Source organism: Nocardia sp. NPDC023733, assembly GCF_040639775.1.
Classification (GTDB): Bacteria; Actinomycetota; Actinomycetes; order Mycobacteriales; family Mycobacteriaceae; genus Nocardia; species Nocardia rosealba.
Genome location: NZ_JBFAAN010000004.1, coordinates 367,143 through 384,375, shown reverse-complemented (window position 1 = coordinate 384,375; position 17,233 = coordinate 367,143). Strand labels below are relative to the sequence as shown.

The following is a 17,233-nucleotide window of genomic DNA, read 5'->3' as shown; positions in this document are numbered from 1 at the left end:
CATGACGACTCCGGCGAAGACGTCGGCCGCACCGTCAGCAGCCACCCCGCTGCTGACGGTGCTCGGCGACACGATCGAGGCGGCGCGCGCCGCCGACCGCGACGACCTGGTCGTCCGGTTGGAGGCGGTCGCGCAACGAGTCAGAGATCCGCGCAGGCGGATCGTGGTGACCGGTCAGCTGGAACAGGGCAAGAGCCGTTTCGTCAACGCGCTGCTCGGGCTGGATGTGTGCCGGGTCGGCGACGACCAGACCACCACCATCCCCTTGCAGCTCGAGTACGGTGCCGTCCCGCGCGCCGAGCTGGTGCTCACCGCGCCCGGCGCGAGCGACATTCGCGTGGAGGTGCCGTTCGACGAGATCGGTTCCCTCGACGCCCGCAGCCCGTACGCGCAGGGCCGCCAGATCGCGCGGATCGAGGCGGCGGTGCCGAATCAGCTGCTCAGCGAGGGCATCGTGCTGGTCGACACCCCCGGCGTCGGCGGCCACAGCAGCGCGTATTCGGCGGCCGTGCTCGGCATGGTTCCGGCCGCCGACGCGGTGCTGCTGCTGAGCGACGCCTCCACCGAACTCACCGAGCCCGAGCTGTCGTTCCTGCGGCAGGTGAAGGAACTGTGTCCGACGGTCGCGGTGCTGCTCACCAAGGTGGACATGTATCCGCATTGGCGTCAGGTCGCCGAGGCCGATCGCGGGCACATCGCGCGCTCGGGCCTCGAGATCCCGATGCTTCCGGTGTCGTCGCTGCTGCGCGCGCACGCGTTGCGTACCAGCAATGCCCAGCTCGGTCGCGAGTCCGGTTTCGGTGCGCTGTTCGCGTTCCTGAAGGAACAGGTCGTCGCCCGCGACCAGGTGTCGACCAGGGCCGCGGTGGCACGCGAACTGCATTCGGCGGCCGAACATCTGGCCCTGGTCCTCGGCAGCGAACTGATCGCCCTGCGCGACCCGGAACGTTCCGACGACGCGATCCGCGAACTGCAACGCGCCCGCACCGCCGCCGAGGACCTGCGCCGCAGCTCCGGCTACTGGCAGCAGACCCTGCAGGACGGCATCACCGACCTGATGAGCGATATCGACCACGACCTGCGCGAACGCCTGCGCGCGGTGGCCCACACCGCCGAGGACTGGATCGACGAACACGATCCGGGCAGGCACTGGCAGGCCATCGCCGAATGGCTCACCGGCACGGTCGACACCGCCCTCGGCGACAACCTCCTGTGGACGCACACCAGGGCCGAAACCCTGGCCGAGCGGGTCGCCGAGCATTTCGGCAAGGCCAGCGCCGTCGACCTGCCCGATGTGGACAACGCGATGGACGCCGAGGGCACGGGCGCGGCGGCGGGCACCCTGGCCGGTCTCGAACCCGATATCAGCGTCACCAGCAAGGTCCTCGTCGGCTTGCGCGGTTCCTACGGTGGCGTGCTGATGGTCGGTCTCGCCTCCACTCTGGCCGGCCTGGCGCTGCTGAATCCGCTGTCGATCGGCGCGGGTGTGCTGGTCGGCGGCAAGGCTTACAAGGACGACAAACAGTTGCGCCTGGCTCGGAAACGCGCCGAGGCCAAGGCGGCGGTGCGGCGTTTCGTCGACGATGTGGCGTTCCAGGCGAGCAAGGAGGCCAAGGACCGCATGCACCGCATCCACCGGGCCCTGCGCGACCACTTCACCGGTGTCGCCGAACGCAGCCTGCGCTCGATCGACGCCTCGCTGAAGGCCGCTCAGGATGCGGCGAATTCGGCGGTGAACAGCCGGTCGGGTCGGCGTGGCGAGCTCGAACACCAGCTGGTGCGGGTCGCCGAGTTGCGCCGCTACGCCGACGGCATGCTCGAGCTCACCTCGACGCCTGGCAGGCAGCGTTCGTATTCGGCGCCCTCGCCCGGTGTGCGGCCGGTGCCCGGCGAGGACGGACGCAGGTGAACGTCGTGTTCGCTCCGGCGCGCGAGGGTGTGTTTAAGTGAACGAATGATGCTCGCCGCGCCCGAAGTGGAGGCCGCGCGCCGATGAGACACTATCGGCCCGAATCCCCGCTTCCCGGCGGCGGACCCACCGCACCCCCGACCGGCGCGGGCGAGGCGCACCGGCTCGTCGAGGCCGCCGCGCGGGAACTGCGTGACCCCGGCGCCCGGCAGGTGATCGACGAATGCGCCGAGCGGTTGCGTCAGCCGTTGCGGGTCGCGCTGGCCGGTTCGATCAAGGCGGGCAAGTCGACGCTGCTCAACGCCCTGGTCGGGCAGAGCATCGCCCCCACCGACGCCACCGAGTGCACCCGCGTGGTCACCTGGTATCGCAGCGGAACCACCCCGACGGTGACGGCGTTCGCGGCGGACGGCGCGTCGGCGAACGTGGCGGTTCGTCGAGGGGCGGGGGCGCACGGTCTCACCTTCGAACTGTCGGGTCTGCGCTGGCAGCCACCGGGTACGCACGCCGTCGACCACCTGGAAGTGCGCTGGCCGACGGCCGAGTTGTCGCGCACCACCATCATCGACACGCCGGGCACGTCGTCGCTGTCGCACGAGGTGTCCGAGCGAACCATGCGCCTGCTCACCCCCGCCGATATCGAACCCGACGCCCTGCGCATCCCCGGCGCCGACGCCGTGGTCTACCTGCTGCGTCGCCTCGACGCCACCGACGTGCATTTCCTCGAGCAGATCGGTTCGGGTGGTCCGGCCGGTCCGCTCGGTGTGGTCGGGGTGGTGTCGCGAGCCGACGAGATCAGCGCCGGCCACATCAATGCCCTGAATTCGGCGCGCGATGTGGCGTCCCGCTTCGCCACCGAGCTGGAACGCACCGGGTTGTGCCAGGCGGTGATCCCCGTGGCGGGCCTGCTCGCTTTCGCCGCCGCTACCCTCACCCAGCCCGAGTTCGCGGCGTTCGCTGCCCTGGCCGGGTTGCCTGCCGACACCCTCGAACTGGCCCTGCTCTCGGCCGACCGGTTCTCGCGCCCCGATATCGAATTGCCGGTATCGCCGCTGGTCCGCGCCCAATTGCTGGACCGGTTCGGCATGTTCGGTGTGCGGATGGCCACCGAACTCGTGCGCACCGGCGTGCGCGACGCGGCGTCGCTGTCGGCCGAGCTCGGAGCCCGCAGCGGCATCGACGAGCTGCGCCGGGTCCTCGACGTGCAGTTCGGTCAGCGTGCCGAACAGCTCAAGGCCCATTCCGCGCTCACCACCCTCGACCGGGTCATCACCGCCCACCCCGGCACCCCCGCCGACGAACTGCTGCCGCGCGTGCGCATGCTGCTCGCCGACGTCCACGGTTTCGCCGAGTTGCGCCTGCTCGGCCGGTTGCGCGCCGACGAGTTGCCGCTGCCGCCCGACGACCTCGCCGAACTGTTCCGCCTGGTCGGCGGCGCCGGCGTCGCCCCGCATGTGCGCCTGGGCGTACCCGCCGAGACCGACCCGGCGACGATGCGCGCCCACGCGCTCGAGGCGGCGCGCAAGTGGCGCACCAGATCCCGGCATCCGCTCATCGACAAGACGACAGTCGAGGCGTGTCTGACCGCCGTACGCAGTGTCGAGGGAGCACTCTCCCAGCTACCGGGCTGATCCTGTCTCCCAATTTTTTCGCCGGTCGATTGGGCTTGTCGCTGCTCGATACGGCATGATTCCGCCGTGACCACGACGATCGGCGACCCCGTCCGGGTATTGACGGACGCGCAATGGGCGTTGCTCGAAATGCTGCTGCCCACCTCGGCGGGTCGTGCGGGCCGTGACTTCGCCAACAACCGTCTCGTGGTCGAGGGGATGCTGTTCTGGCTGCGTAGCGGGATCGTGTGGCGTGAGCTGCCCGCCGAATTCGGTCCGTGGCAGACGGTCTGGAAACGTCAGCGCCGCTACCAGGCCGACGGCACATGGGACCGTCTACTCACCGCCTTGGCCGCTATGGCCGACGACGCGGGCAACCTCGCTTGGATGCGGCGAGATATTTAGGAGACACCGATTTTTCGGCTCCGAAAAGGTCACACTCTTCATCGGTAACGATTTCGTTGCGGAATCGGACTAGCTTTCCGAACACTCGCATGGCCAAGCGTGAAAAGCACCCACCGACAGACGAGTACGGATCGCAGCGCTTGCGCCGATCTGGAGGAGCTGACCCGAATGAACCCCACCGCGATCCTCGAGTTCATCCTGAACCTGCTGCGCGATCCCCAAGCCGCAGCAAACTATTGCGCCAACCCCGTCCACGTCCTCTGCGAAGCGGACATCCCCGCCACCCCCGCCGAGATCGCGGCCGCCGCCCCCACCATCGCCGCCACCCTCTCCACCGACTGCACCACCACCCTCACCGCCCTCAACACCGCCGCCGCCTCGGTGACCACCGCCGCCACCTCGGTAGCCGCCACCACCGCCGCAGCCGTCACCACGGCCGCCGACATCGAGACCGGCCTGGAAACGACCGTCGACCTCGGCGCCACCGTGGGCACCGGCCTGACTGCTGCCGCTGATGTGTCCGCCGGTCTCGGCGCGTCTGTGGGCGCCGGTCTGGGTGCTGTCGCTGATGTGTCTGCTGGTTTGGGTGCGTCTGTGGGCGCCGGTCTGGGTGCTGTCGCTGATGTGTCTGCTGGTTTGGGTGCGTCTGTGGGGGCTGGTCTGGGTGCTGTCGCTGATGTGTCTGCTGGTTTGGGTGCGTCTTTGGGTGCTGCCGCTGACGTTTCCGCCGGTCTCGGTTCGTCTGTGGGTGCCAGCCTGGGTGCTGCCGCTGATGTGTCCGCCGGTTTGGGTACGTCTGTGGGTGCCGGGCTGGGTGCCGCCACTGACACAACCACAGGTATCGGCGCGACCCTGAACACCACCCTCGACGCGGCAATCGACGTAGCAGCGGGCCTCACAACAGGTTTGGGCGCCGGCGTGAACCCAGGCCTCACAGCTGCCACCGACATCGCCGCCGGCCTGGGCACCATCAGCAGCACAACAGCTGATCTGGGTGCAACCACTGACATCACCCTCGACGCGGTGACCACCGCAACTACCGGCCTCGGAGCCACCCTCGAAGCCGCAACCGACGTAACCACCGACCTCACGGCCGGTCTCGGTGCAGGCGCGGATGCCGCCGTCGACTTGGGCGCCGACACCACCGCAGACCTCGGCCTCGAACTGACCGCCGCCACGAATAGCGCAGTAGACGAGACCCTTTCGTTCGGACATGATTCGGTGATCGGTGCCGCAACCGGTCTCGATTCCGCCCTCGAGTCGGTGACCACCGCCGGTGCCGACCTCTCCGCAACGACGGGAACCGACCTTGGAATCGGTGCCGCCGTCACAGGTGCACTCGACGCCACCACGGGTGTCGCCGCCGGCCTCGGCACGACTGTGAGCGGCCTGACGGCAGCAACAACCGACGCCGACCTCGCCGTCTCCGCGGCACTCGGCGCCACCAACGCTGCCGTCCAAGCCGGAATGTCCGGCAGCGCTGCTGCGACTACCGGCCTCGAAACCGGCCTCACGACCGCAGGCTCGATCGGCACGAACGCTGCCGCCGACCTCACCGCCGGCGCCGCTATGGGCGTGGAATCCGCTGTTGGCGTCGATCTGACCTCTGGTCTTTCGGCCGTGGGTGCGCTGGGCGTGGAAACCTCGGCGGACCTCGCCTCGAATACCGCTGCGGGCGTGGAGGCCGCTGCGGGCTTCGGCGCGACTTCGGGTCTCGCCGCCGGGGGTGCGCTGGATATTGTCGCCGATCTGGCCGCCGACTCCACGGCGGGCCTGAACGCCGCCGCTCTGTCCGGTGTGGGTTCGTTGGGTTCGGGTTTCGATGCCACTGCTTCCGGTTTGACCGAAGGTGTTGTGGGGGCGGGCACTTCCGTTGGTGGCGCCTTCGAGACGGGTCTCGAAACAGGGCTTTCGGGGACGGGTGGGGTCGGGATGCAGGTCGGTGCGGCCGCGAATGCCGGTGCTGCTGCGGCGACTTCGCTGACCGGTGCGGTCGCCTCCACTACACACATCGGCCTCACCGGTGCGGGCGCCGGTCTCTCCGCCGGTCTCACGGGCGCCGCGGCGACAGCGGACCTCGGCACTCAAATCGCGGCAGGCCTGTCCACCGGCGCAGCCGCAACTCTCGGCGCTCCCTTCACCGCCGCCCCGGCCACCGGCCTCGAAACCGCCCTCACCACAGCCTTCAACACCGACCTTTCCGTAGCCTCGACCGTCGACACCGCGGCCGAACTCGTGTCCACCTCGGCCTTCGATACCGCCCTGGTCGGCGCTGCGAACACCACCACCGCACTCCAGTCGACTCTCACCGGCGCAGTAGCGAACTCGACCGGCATCGCCACCGGCCTCGGCGGCATTGCCACCGCCGGAGCCCACGCTTCCGCAGACGCCGCCGCCAACGCAGCCGCGTCTGCCGAGGCCGCAGCCGGCGCTACCGCGAACGCCGCAGGCGGTTTCTCTACGAATGCCGCAGCCGACGTCGGCGCGAACCTCACAGCCGGCATTGCCGCGAACGCAGCGGAAGGCGCAGCCGGTCTGATCGGCACCGCCGACGCCGCACTGGGCGCGGCAGCCACCGGTGCCGGAGCCACGGTCGCAGGCGCGATCGACACCGCCGCCGACGTAACAACCTCCACCACAACAGGTCTCGAACTCGGCCTCGGCACAACTCCCGACTGGTCGACCGAAACCGGCGTAGCCGCAGGCCTCGGCTCGACCATCCAGTCCGAGCCGCAACTCGATTCCACCTTCACCACAGCCACCGGCTCGGAATCCACCATCGGGGCGACCACCGGCTTCGAAACCGTGGCATCAACCGGCGTGGACACCGCCTTCACCTCGGAGACCTCCATGAATCTCACCGGCGAAGCCGCCGAACCCACCTCGACCATCGATTTCACCTCGGCCGCCGACACCTGGTCGACGGTCGACGTGGACAGCGCCTTCGGCCCGGCCCTCGACGATGCCCCGCTCTCCGGCGGAACGGGCCTGCTCGACAGCTCGTTCACCGCCCCGGAGACCCCGTTCGACGCCCCTGAAGCCCTGTAGTTCAGGCCGATGGATTCGTTGCTGTCGGTTCTCGACAACACTGTCGCGGCGGCTCGTGCCGCGGGTCGCGACGACCTGGTCGCCCGCCTGGAGACGGCGGCGGTCCGGGTGCGCGACCCGCGGCGGCGGATCGTCGTCGCGGGCCAGCTGGATCAGGGCAAGAGCCGTTTCATCAACGCGCTCCTCAATGTCGAGATCTGTCCCGTGGGCGACGACGTCACCACCCGTTTCCCGATGCAGCTCGCCTACGCACCGCAGCCGCGCGCTGAATTGGTGCTGGCTACAACTTCTTCCGAGGAGGAGCGGGTTGAGTTCCCGATCGCCGATCTGCCCTCGATCGACCACCGATCCGCGGCGGGCAAACAAATCCTTCGCATCGAGGTCCACCTCCCCGCCGACCTGCTCGCCGACGGCATAGTCCTCATCGACACCCCCGGCATCGGCGCCCGAACCACGGCGGGCACCCTCGGTGTCCTGGAGATGCTCCCTGCGGCCGACGCCGTCCTGGTGATTTCCGACGCCTCAACCGAACTCACCTCCCCGGAGCTCACCTTCCTGCGGCAGGCATCCGAATTATGCCCGGCCACAGCGGTTCTGATGTCGAAAACCGACCTCTACCCGCACTGGCGCCAGGTCTTCGAAGCCGACCGGGAGCACCTGCGCAAGGCGAACCTCGACCTCCCCCTGCTCCCGATCTCGGCCCTGCTCCGCTCCCACGCCCTGCGCCTGCAAGACGCCCAGTTGGGCGCCGAGTCCGGTTACGGGCAGCTCTATCAATTCCTGCGTGAGCAGGTGGTCGCCCGCGACGAAGCCGCGACCCGCGCCGCCATCGCTCGCGAGATGTCCTCGGCGGCCGAGCATCTGGCACTGGCTCTCGGCAGCGAGCTCGTCGCCCTGCGCGATCCGCGACAAGCCGCAGCCGCGGTCGGCGAGCTGCAGTCGGCCAAAGCCCGCGCACAGCAACTGCATCGCCGCACTGCCGCCTGGCAGCAAACCCTCGCCGACGGCATCACCGACCTGGCCGGCGACGTCGACCACGACCTGCGCGAACGTCTCCGCGAGATCGCTCGCACCGGCGAGGAGTGGATCGACGACCACGACCCCGGGCGCCACTGGGGCGCCATAACCGAATGGCTCACGGGCACAGTCGATTCAGCCCTGGGCGACAACCTGCTCTGGGCTCACACGAGAGCGGAAACCTTGGCCGACAAGGTGGCCGAACACTTCCTCGAGCTGGGCGCCGTGGACCTCCCCGCCGCCTTGGACCCCTCTGGCTCCACTCACCGCACCGGCACCCTGGGCGACCTCGAACCCGATATCGGCGTCCTGTCGAAGGTCCTGGTCGGTATGCGCGGTTCCTATGGCGGCGTCCTGATGGTCGGTCTCGCAACGACTTTCGCGGGCCTGGCCCTGCTGAACCCCATCTCCCTCGGTGCGGGCGTGCTGGTTGGCGGCAAGGCGTACCGTGACGATAAGCAGGCCCGCCTCACCCGCCGCCGCACCGAGGCCAAGAACGCCGTCCGCCGCTTCCTCGACGACGTGGCCTTCCAGGCGGGGAAGGACTCCCGAGACCGCATCCACCGCATCCACCGCGCCCTGCGCGACCACTACGCGGGCATAGCCGAACGCAGCCTCCGCTCCATCGACGAGTCCCTCACCGCAGCCCAGGAAGCAGCCTCCGCCGAGGCCACCCACCGCACCCAGCGCACGGCAACCCTCCAACAACAACTCACCGCCGTAGCCGCCCTCCGCAACCACGCCACCGCCCTCGCGGCCCTCCCGAGGTAGCTGCCCGCGCCCGCGTGAGTCCGCTCTCTTCCCTGTCACGATCCAGCATCACCCGTCGCACCTGAGCCTCCTCCTAGCAAGAATGGCCGACGGGTGGGGAAGAATTTTTCGGGTGGCGGGAATGAATCGCCGCAGCTGCTGGTTGTGCAGATCAACGATGTTGAGCGCATGTCACTCAAGTTCGGGTTGACGCCCGGCGGAGCCGACAGGCAGGATTGAGCGCATCACGCTCAGCGTTGCTGGGAGTTGTCGTCAATTATCAGGAGGAACCCACTATGGCTCGTGCGGTCGGAATCGACCTCGGGACCACGAACTCTGTCGTCTCCGTGCTGGAAGGCGGCGAGCCGGTCGTCGTCGCGAACTCGGAAGGCTCGCGCACCACTCCGTCGATCGTCGCGTTCGCGAAGAACGGTGAGGTTCTCGTCGGTCAGCCTGCCAAGAACCAGGCCGTCACCAACGTCGACCGCACAATCCGCTCGGTCAAGCGCCACATCGGCACCGACTGGACCGTGGAGATCGACGGCAAGAAGTACACCCCGCAGGAAATCTCCGCGCGCACGCTGATGAAGCTGAAGCGCGACGCCGAGGCCTACCTCGGTGAGGAGATCACCGACGCGGTCATCACCGTCCCGGCCTACTTCGAGGACGCCCAGCGTCAGGCCACCAAGGAAGCCGGCCAGATCGCCGGTCTGAACGTGCTGCGCATCGTCAACGAGCCCACCGCGGCCGCGCTGGCGTACGGCCTGGACAAGGGCGACAAAGAGCAGACCATCCTGGTCTTCGACCTCGGTGGCGGTACCTTCGACGTCTCGCTGCTGGAAATCGGCGAGGGCGTCGTCGAGGTCCGCGCCACCTCCGGTGACAACCACCTCGGTGGCGACGACTGGGACGAGCGCATCGTCAACTGGCTCGTCGACAAGTTCAAGGCCAGCTCGGGCATCGACCTGACCAAGGACAAGATGGCCATGCAGCGTCTGCGCGAGGCCGCCGAGAAGGCGAAGATCGAGCTGTCCTCCAGCCAGAGCACCTCGATCAACCTGCCCTACATCACCGTCGACGCGGACAAGAACCCGCTGTTCCTCGACGAGCAGCTCACCCGCGCCGAGTTCCAGAAGATCACCTCCGATCTGCTGGACCGCACCCGCGCGCCGTTCCAGTCCGTCATCAAGGACGCCGGCATCAACGTGGCCGATATCGACCACGTCGTGCTCGTCGGTGGCTCCACCCGTATGCCCGCCGTCTCCGACCTGGTCAAGGAACTGACCGGTGGCCGTGAGCCGAACAAGGGCGTGAACCCGGACGAGGTCGTCGCCGTGGGCGCCGCCCTGCAGGCCGGTGTGCTCAAGGGTGAGGTCAAGGACGTCCTGCTGCTCGATGTCACCCCGCTGTCGCTGGGTATCGAGACCAAGGGTGGCGTGATGACCAAGCTCATCGAGCGCAACACCACCATCCCGACCAAGCGCTCGGAGACCTTCACCACCGCCGACGACAACCAGCCGTCGGTGCAGATCCAGGTGTTCCAGGGTGAGCGCGAGATCGCCTCGCACAACAAGCTGCTCGGCTCCTTCGAGCTGACCGGCCTGCCCCCGGCCCCGCGCGGCGTGCCGCAGATCGAGGTCACCTTCGACATCGACGCGAACGGCATCGTCCACGTCACCGCGAAGGACAAGGGCACCGGCAAGGAGAACAAGATCAAGATCCAGGACGGCTCCGGCCTGTCCAAGGAAGAGATCGACCGGATGGTCAAGGACGCCGAGGCGCACGCCGCCGAGGACAAGGCCCGCCGCGAGGAGGCCGAGACCCGCAACCAGGCCGAGTCGCTGGTGCACCAGACCGAGAAGTTCATCTCCGACAACGAGGACAAGGTCCCGGCCGACACCAAGTCGAAGGTCGAAGAGGCCATCGCCGAGGCCAAGAAGGCGCTCGAGGGCACCGATATCGCCGCCGTGAAGTCGGCGGTGGAGAAGCTGGCCACCGAGTCGCAGGCCCTGGGCCAGGCGCTCTACGAAGCCAGTGCGGCCGAAGGCCAGTCCACCGATGGCGCGGGCCCGAACACCGCGGCCGACGACCAGGTCGTCGACGCCGAGGTTGTCGACGAGCCGGTTGATACGGAGAAGAAGTGACCGAGGCCAACTCCGAACAGGAATTGATCGAGGACATCGTCGAGGAGCCGGACGCCGCTGAGGAGGCGGCGTCCGACACCGGGACCGAACCCGAGGCCGAGGCGGCACCGGAGAGCGACGAGCTCGCCGAGCGCACCGCCGACCTGCAACGGTTGACCGCGGAGTACGCGAACTACCGCCGCCGGGTCGAGCGCGATCGCCAGGCCAATATCGACGCGGCCAAGGCGAGCGTGGTCACCGAATTGCTCGGTGTGCTCGACGATCTGGACCGCGCCAGGGCGCACGGCGACCTGGATTCGGGCCCGTTGAAGTCGGTGGCCGACAAGCTCGAGACCGCGCTCACCAAGCAGGGCCTGGTCGAATTCGGTGCTGTCGGTGACCCGTTCGACCCGACGCTGCACGAGGCCGTGCAGCACGAGGGTTCGGGTTCGGAGCCGGTGATCGGCGTGGTCATGCGCAAGGGCTATCGGTTCGGCGATCGGGTGCTTCGGCACGCGATGGTCGGGGTAACCGATCCCGAGACCCCGGGGGCATCGGATTCGGATGCCGACGCCGATAACGAATAGCGTGAGAGGAGGAGATGCCCGGTGAGTCAACGGGAGTGGATCGAGAAGGACTTCTACAAGGAGCTGGGTGTCTCCTCCGGCGCGTCGCAGGACGAGATCAAGAAGGCCTACCGCAAGCTCGCGCGTGACCTGCATCCGGACTCCAACCCGGGTGACACGAAGGCCGAGGAGCGGTTCAAGGCCGTCAGCGAAGCGAACGCGGTGCTGTCGGATCCGGCCAAGCGCAAGGAGTACGACGAGACGCGGCGCCTGTTCGCCGGTGGTGGTGGGCGCGGCTACGGCGGCGGCTTCACTCCCGGTGCGGGCGGCGGGTTCTCGCAGGACTTCAACCTGGGCGACATCTTCGGCCAGCCCGGCGCTGCCGGTGCAGGCGACGGTGGCCTCGGCGATCTGCTCGGCGGCCTGTTCAACCGGGGCGGGCGCGCGTCGAGCCGTCCGCGTCGCGGCGCCGATGTGGAAACCGAGACCACGTTGGGCTTCCGTGAGGCGGCCCAGGGTGTCACCGTTCCGCTGCGGATGACGAGTCCGTCACCGTGCACCACGTGTCACGGCAGCGGCGCCAAGCCGGGCACCAGCCCGCGCGTGTGCCCGCATTGCAACGGCGCGGGTGTGGTGAGCCGCAATCAGGGTGCGTTCGGTTTCAGTGAACCGTGCGACGACTGCCGCGGCACCGGCTCGATCATCGACGACCCGTGCACCGATTGCGCGGGCACCGGCATCCAGAACCGCACCCGCACCATCATTGTCCGCATCCCACCGGGTGTCAGCGACGGGCAGAAGATCCGGCTCGCCGGTCAGGGTGAGGCGGGCCTGCGTGGCGCGCCGTCGGGTGATCTGTATGTCACGGTGCACGTGAGTCAGGACAAGGTCTTCGGCCGTCAGGGCGACGACCTCACCCTTGTACTGCCGGTGAGCTATGCCGAATTGGTGCTCGGGACAACCGTTTCGGTGCCCACGCTGGACGGCCGGGTCGGTGTGAAGGTGCCCCCGGGTACCGCCGACGGGCGTATCCTGCGGGTACGTGGCCGGGGTGTGCCCAAGCGCGGTCCGGCCGGTGGTGCAGGTGACCTGCTGGTGACGGTGAAGGTCGCGGTTCCGCAGGCGCTCGATGCCGAGGCGACCGAGGCCCTGAAGCGGTACCAGGAGGCGGAGAAGGCGAGCGGTTTCGATCCGCGTGCAGGATGGGCAGGTGCTTGATGTCCGATGATCCGAAGTCTGTGGGTTCCTCGCGAGCCGAGTTCTTCATGATCTCGGTGGCGGCTCAGTTGGCGGGGATGCACGCGCAGACGTTGCGTACCTACGACCGGCTGGGTTTGGTCACCCCGCAACGTACTTCGGGTGGCGGACGCCGTTACTCGGCCCGCGATGTGGAGTTGTTGCGCGAAGTGCAGCGGCTGTCGCAGGACGAGGGCGTCAACCTGGCGGGCATCAAACGCATCATCGAGCTCACCAATCAGGTGGAGGCTCTGCAGCAGCGGGTGGATGAGATGAGCGCGGAGCTGGAGCGGTTGCGGGCTGGTTACCGGCCCGATCTGTCTCCGCCGCAACGCAGTACCGCGCTCGTGGTGTGGCAGCCACGTCACCGCCGCTGAGGCACTCGTTCCACCGAGCCCCCGGTTCGCTTGTCCGCCACGGCGGTCGCGGATCGGGGGCTCGTTCGTGTGCTGGTCAACCCCCGGCGATCGGCTGGTGACTATCCAGCAACTCATTTATTTTCGATCTTGCCGTCCGGAAGTAGAAGCGCGCGGCGAGGACGTCCGAATTCCGGGCCCAATCGGTCACGTCCACGCCTCATTCACGGGCTCTAGGTCTGTTTCTTTGGCGCGCCACTGGGTCTGTATCCAGTTTTGTCAGAATTACATGCGTGATGTTTAAGAGTACGATTCCTAAGCTGGCAAACCTCGCCTAGACTTCTCGCATCGGCTGCTGACGAGTGTCCTCCCAGCCCGTCACTCGCCGGCGCGACAAGCGTTCGATGGCGAAACGAGGTTGTGACACATATGGATTCGCGGACTGTCGCTTTGATCCGTACCACGTTCAAGGCGGTTGCTGCGGAAGAGGGTGGGTCCGAGACGCTGGCGAGGTCGTTCTACTCGATCCTGTTCACGGACTACCCCGGTGTCCGCGATTTCTTCCCAGCCGCCATGGATGCCCAGCGCGACCGCCTCGTCCATGCGATCTCCTACGCGTTGGACCGACTCGAGGAGCCCGACAAGCTGTTGCCGTTCCTCGCTCAGCTCGGGCGCGACCATCGCAAGTACGGCGTGCAACCGGCGCACTATGTGGCGGTGGCCAATTCGCTGAAGTCGGCGATCCGTTCATGTGTGGGCGAGGAGATGTGGACCGACGAGGTCGCCGCCGCCTGGGACGAGGGCCTGGCCAATATCAGCGGCGCGATGATCGGTGCCGCCGACAAGGAGACCAGCCCCGCCGCGTGGACCGCCACCGTCGTCGAGTGCCGCGAAGTGTTGCGCAACCTGTCGATCGTCCGGGTCCAGCTCGAGCATCCGATGGAGTACGCGGCAGGCCAGTACATCAGTGTGCAGGTGCCTTCGCGTCCGCGTATGTGGCGTTACCTGTCACCCGCCAATCCCGCGAACAGCAACGGCGAGATCGAATTCCACATCCGCAGTGTTCTCGGCGGCTGGGTGAGTCCGGCGATCGTGTCGCACACCACCGTCGGCGACCAGTGGTTACTCGGCGCCCCCCTCGGCGGTCTCGGCGTTCCGCGCAACACCAAGCGCAAGATGCTGATGATCGGTTGCGGCACCGGCATCGCCCCCTTGCGCGCCCAGATCATGGCGATGGCCCAGCGCCGGGTGAACCCGAAGGTCCACCTGTTCGTCGGCGGCCACCACCCCTGCGACCTCTACGACCTCCAGGTCCTGAGCCAACTGGCCGTCGCCAACAAATGGCTCACCGTCACCCCCGTCACCGAAAACGAAGAAAACCCCTGGTGGTACTACGATTCCGGCGAACCCCAGGTCGAACTCCCCGGCCTGGAACCCCGTATGACCGGCCAGATCGGCAAGGTAGTAGCCGCCTTCGGCCCCTGGGCCGACCGCGACGTCCAAATCGTCGGCTCCCCTTCCATGGTCCAGACCACCAAGTTCCGCCTCATGGCCGCAGGCACCCAAGCCAAATCCATCCGCCACGACCCCTTGTTCTGAGCCGATCTCAGGTCGTCAGGCGCACTGCGGCGACAACCTCGAAAAGGGCGATGTTCAAGCACCTTCGGAGGTGATGTTGGCTGGGGGAGTGCCGCCGGCGACGAGGCGGTCGGTGGTGGTGGCGACCATGGCGGGGGAGCCGCAGATCAGGACCTGGTGCTGGTCGAAGGGGCCGTGGGCGGCGGCTACGTCGGCGAGGGTGCCGTGCAGCATCTCCGAGGGGGCGAAGCCGATGTCGACGCGGGTCTGTTCGTGCCATTCGTCGCGGATCGGTGGGTCGTCGGGACTTTCGACCACGGGAATCACCGTGAGCCAGGGCAATTCACCCGACAGCAAATACAGCATGTCGGCGGCGTAGAGGTCGCGTGGGCTGCGACCACCGAAGAATAGGTAGGTGCGTGGCGGGGTTTCGCGCCGGGCGAGGTCGAGGATCTGGGCGCGCATCGGCGCCAGTCCGGTGCCGCCGGCGATCATCACCACCTCGGTGGCGTCGGGATCGACGGCGAACACGGTGTGCGGTGCGTTGATTCGCCATTGATCGCCCGGCTGCGTGTCGGCCACGATCGATCCCGAACACCACCCACCCGGCACCGTCCGCACATGGAATTCGAGTTTGCCGTCCAGCGAGGGCGGCAGCGCGGGCGACAGCCGCCGCCGCACCCCCGGATGCTGCGGCACCTCCACCTCCACCGACCCGCCCGCGGCGAACGGGACGAAGTCACCGATCAACCGGATCACGGCCAGATCGTTGCGCAGCCGATGATGACCGACAACGGTCGCCGTCCAGGCGGGGTGGGGAAACTCGTTGCTCATCAGTCACTTTCGCGCGGTCAGCCGACGGGATCGGCCGCGATGATATCGGTCGGGGTGCCCGCCCGGATGAGGGCGCGGCGGGTGTCGTCGATCATCTTGGCGGATCCGGCGATCTGGATCTGCCGATCGGCCCAGGCGCCGAAACTGGTGACCACCGCACCGAGGTTCCCGGTGAGCCTGCGGTGCATGCCCGGCGGCGGCTCCGACGGGGTGGGCGGATACCACCACGGGTTGTCGGGCTCCTCGCACACCGGCACGATCGTGAGCCACGGATTCGATTGCGACAGCTGCCACATGTTGTTCACGTCGTACAAGTCGCCGGGGAAGCGTCCGCCGATGAAGAAGTGCACGCGCGGGTTGATGCCGCGCTGACTCATCTCGATCAGCTGCGCGCGCAGCGGCGCGATCCCGGTGCCCGAGCCGATCATCAGCACGTCACGCCCGGATTCGCGGTCCACCTGCAGCCCGCCGAGCGGTCCGGCGATCTTCCACCGGTCGCCCACCTTGGTGTCGTTCACGATGGCCGGGCTCACCCAGCCGCCGCTCACCCGCCGCACATGGAATTCGATCTCGCCGTACGGGTTGGCGGGAATGGCGGGCGAGAGGTAACGCCACATGTTCGGCCGTTGCGGCACCGCGATCGGCACATACTGGCCCGCCTTGAACGGGATCGGGCTGTCGGCCTGCAGCCGGACGATCGCCAGATCGTCGAGCACCCGGCGATGGCCGACCACCGTCGCTTCCCAGTACGGCTGCGATTTGTCCTGGTTGGCACCGATCGCCATGGCCGCCGAGATCACGATGGTGACATCGCGCCAGCCCTCGTCGAGTTCCCGGTTCCAGCGGTTGCCGTGGTAGGTGCGCAGCGCACCGAGCAACGCGAGCCCCGCCATGTCGTAGTGGTCGGCCTCGACCCCGTACTTGCGGTGGTCGCGCGCCAATTGCTCGAGGAACCGCTGAGCGCGGTCGAAGTCGTCGAGATGTTCGAGGACGAACTGCACCGCCGTGGTCAGCCGTTTGGGCTGCATGTCCATGGTGGGCGGAAAGAGATCACGCAACCTTGGGTCCTGTGCGAACAGGTGTCCGTAAAAAGCCCTGGTCAGCCGCTCGGGGCCGCCCGGTGCCTCCATCACTCCGCGAAAATCGGCGCGGACCAGCGCAAGCGAACGCGCATCCACGTCGTCAAGCTCCCTTTCCTAGAATTGTTGCCCGGTAGCCCCGCCCCCGCGGCGGACGCCGTCTCAAGTATCCCCCGAAAACGCCAGCTCGGTGCAGGGATGCTCATCACGCCCCGCGGATCGTATGCCCAGCGCTGCCGTGCGTCCGCGAGTTCGCGTCATCGATATGGGTCGGTGATCTTCCGTAGTTCCTCGAGCGCCCCGCGCAGCGCGGTCGACCGTCGCGGCCCGAGGTGGGCGAGCCATTCCGACTCCACCTGGCGCGCCGCCTGATTCGCGACCTCGACGGCCCGTGCCCCTTTGTCCGATGGTCGCAGCAGCCGCGCGCGGCCATCGCTGGGGTCGGGTTCGCGTCGCAGGTACCCGGCGCGCACCAACTGGTCGACTAGCACCCCCGCGGTCTGCTTGGTGACCTGCGCCTGGGCGGCCAAGTCGGTCAACCGCGACCCGTCCGGCCCGATCCGCGCGACCAGTCGCGCCTGGGCCTGGGTCAGGTCGTCGAAGCCGCCCTCGCTCAGCGCGTCGAGTACCCGCCGCTCCATCTCCCGGTACGGGATGAAGAGCAGAACTCCGAGATTGAGCTCGTCAGCGGGCATGGCACTCCTTGATTCGGTCAGTAATGC

At 67.9% G+C, this 17,233-nt stretch carries 13 protein-coding genes; 10 read left to right on the top strand and 3 right to left on the bottom strand.

Features of this window, described 5'->3' with window-relative positions; all coding sequences use genetic code 11:
- Nucleotide 1: 1 nt before the first annotated feature.
- From AB0F86_RS20265 to AB0F86_RS20220, 10 genes are all read left to right on the top strand, one after another.
- Nucleotides 2-1,909 (top strand): dynamin family protein, encoded by a 1,908-nt coding sequence (locus AB0F86_RS20265; RefSeq protein WP_356987154.1) that lies wholly within the window; start codon nucleotides 2-4, stop codon nucleotides 1,907-1,909.
- An 83-nt stretch (nucleotides 1,910-1,992) separates the two neighbouring features.
- Nucleotides 1,993-3,540 carry a dynamin family protein gene (locus tag AB0F86_RS20260; RefSeq protein ID WP_356987156.1) on the top strand — a complete coding sequence of 516 codons (1,548 nt, stop codon included), beginning with the start codon at nucleotides 1,993-1,995 and terminating at the stop codon, nucleotides 3,538-3,540.
- 66 nt (nucleotides 3,541-3,606) lie between these two features.
- Complete coding sequence (locus AB0F86_RS20255) at nucleotides 3,607-3,924, top strand: transposase (protein WP_356987158.1); 318 nt, start codon at nucleotides 3,607-3,609, stop codon at nucleotides 3,922-3,924.
- A gap of 168 nt (nucleotides 3,925-4,092) precedes the next feature.
- Nucleotides 4,093-6,972 carry an IniB N-terminal domain-containing protein gene (locus AB0F86_RS20250; RefSeq protein ID WP_356987160.1) on the top strand — a complete coding sequence of 960 codons (2,880 nt, stop codon included), beginning with the start codon at nucleotides 4,093-4,095 and terminating at the stop codon, nucleotides 6,970-6,972.
- Between the two features lie 9 nt (nucleotides 6,973-6,981).
- Nucleotides 6,982-8,760: a dynamin family protein gene (locus tag AB0F86_RS20245; RefSeq protein WP_356987161.1), complete on the top strand. Its 1,779-nt coding sequence runs from the start codon at nucleotides 6,982-6,984 to the stop codon at nucleotides 8,758-8,760.
- Nucleotides 8,761-9,035: 275 nt separating this feature from the next.
- On the top strand, nucleotides 9,036-10,883 hold the full coding sequence (dnaK, locus tag AB0F86_RS20240) for a molecular chaperone DnaK (RefSeq protein ID WP_225278296.1): 1,848 nt from the start codon (nucleotides 9,036-9,038) through the stop codon (nucleotides 10,881-10,883).
- Nucleotides 10,880-11,449: a nucleotide exchange factor GrpE gene (gene grpE / locus AB0F86_RS20235; RefSeq protein ID WP_356987162.1), complete on the top strand. Its 570-nt coding sequence runs from the start codon at nucleotides 10,880-10,882 to the stop codon at nucleotides 11,447-11,449. Before dnaK ends, grpE begins: the two co-directional genes overlap by 4 nt.
- 21 nt (nucleotides 11,450-11,470) lie before the next feature.
- Entirely contained in the window at nucleotides 11,471-12,646 is a 1,176-nt protein-coding gene (gene dnaJ, locus AB0F86_RS20230) for a molecular chaperone DnaJ (protein WP_356987163.1), read from the top strand.
- Nucleotides 12,646-13,041 carry a helix-turn-helix transcriptional regulator gene (locus AB0F86_RS20225; protein ID WP_225278297.1) on the top strand — a complete coding sequence of 132 codons (396 nt, stop codon included), beginning with the start codon at nucleotides 12,646-12,648 and terminating at the stop codon, nucleotides 13,039-13,041. The genes dnaJ and AB0F86_RS20225 overlap by 1 nt, the downstream gene beginning before the upstream one ends.
- A 408-nt stretch (nucleotides 13,042-13,449) precedes the next feature.
- Nucleotides 13,450-14,619 carry a globin domain-containing protein gene (locus AB0F86_RS20220; RefSeq protein ID WP_181699889.1) on the top strand — a complete coding sequence of 390 codons (1,170 nt, stop codon included), beginning with the start codon at nucleotides 13,450-13,452 and terminating at the stop codon, nucleotides 14,617-14,619.
- A gap of 54 nt (nucleotides 14,620-14,673) precedes the next feature.
- Here the strand turns inward: AB0F86_RS20220 and AB0F86_RS20215 are convergent, their stop codons facing one another.
- From AB0F86_RS20215 to AB0F86_RS20205, 3 genes are all read right to left on the bottom strand, one after another.
- Nucleotides 14,674-15,432, bottom strand: a complete 759-nt coding sequence (locus tag AB0F86_RS20215) for an FAD-binding oxidoreductase (RefSeq protein ID WP_356987164.1) — start codon at nucleotides 15,430-15,432, stop codon at nucleotides 14,674-14,676.
- A 17-nt stretch (nucleotides 15,433-15,449) separates the two neighbouring features.
- Complete coding sequence (locus tag AB0F86_RS20210; protein WP_181699895.1) at nucleotides 15,450-16,610, bottom strand: FAD-binding oxidoreductase; 1,161 nt, start codon at nucleotides 16,608-16,610, stop codon at nucleotides 15,450-15,452.
- Nucleotides 16,611-16,768: 158 nt separating this feature from the next.
- Complete coding sequence (locus AB0F86_RS20205) at nucleotides 16,769-17,206, bottom strand: MarR family transcriptional regulator (protein WP_356987166.1); 438 nt, start codon at nucleotides 17,204-17,206, stop codon at nucleotides 16,769-16,771.
- Between the last annotated feature and the right edge of the window lie 27 nt (nucleotides 17,207-17,233).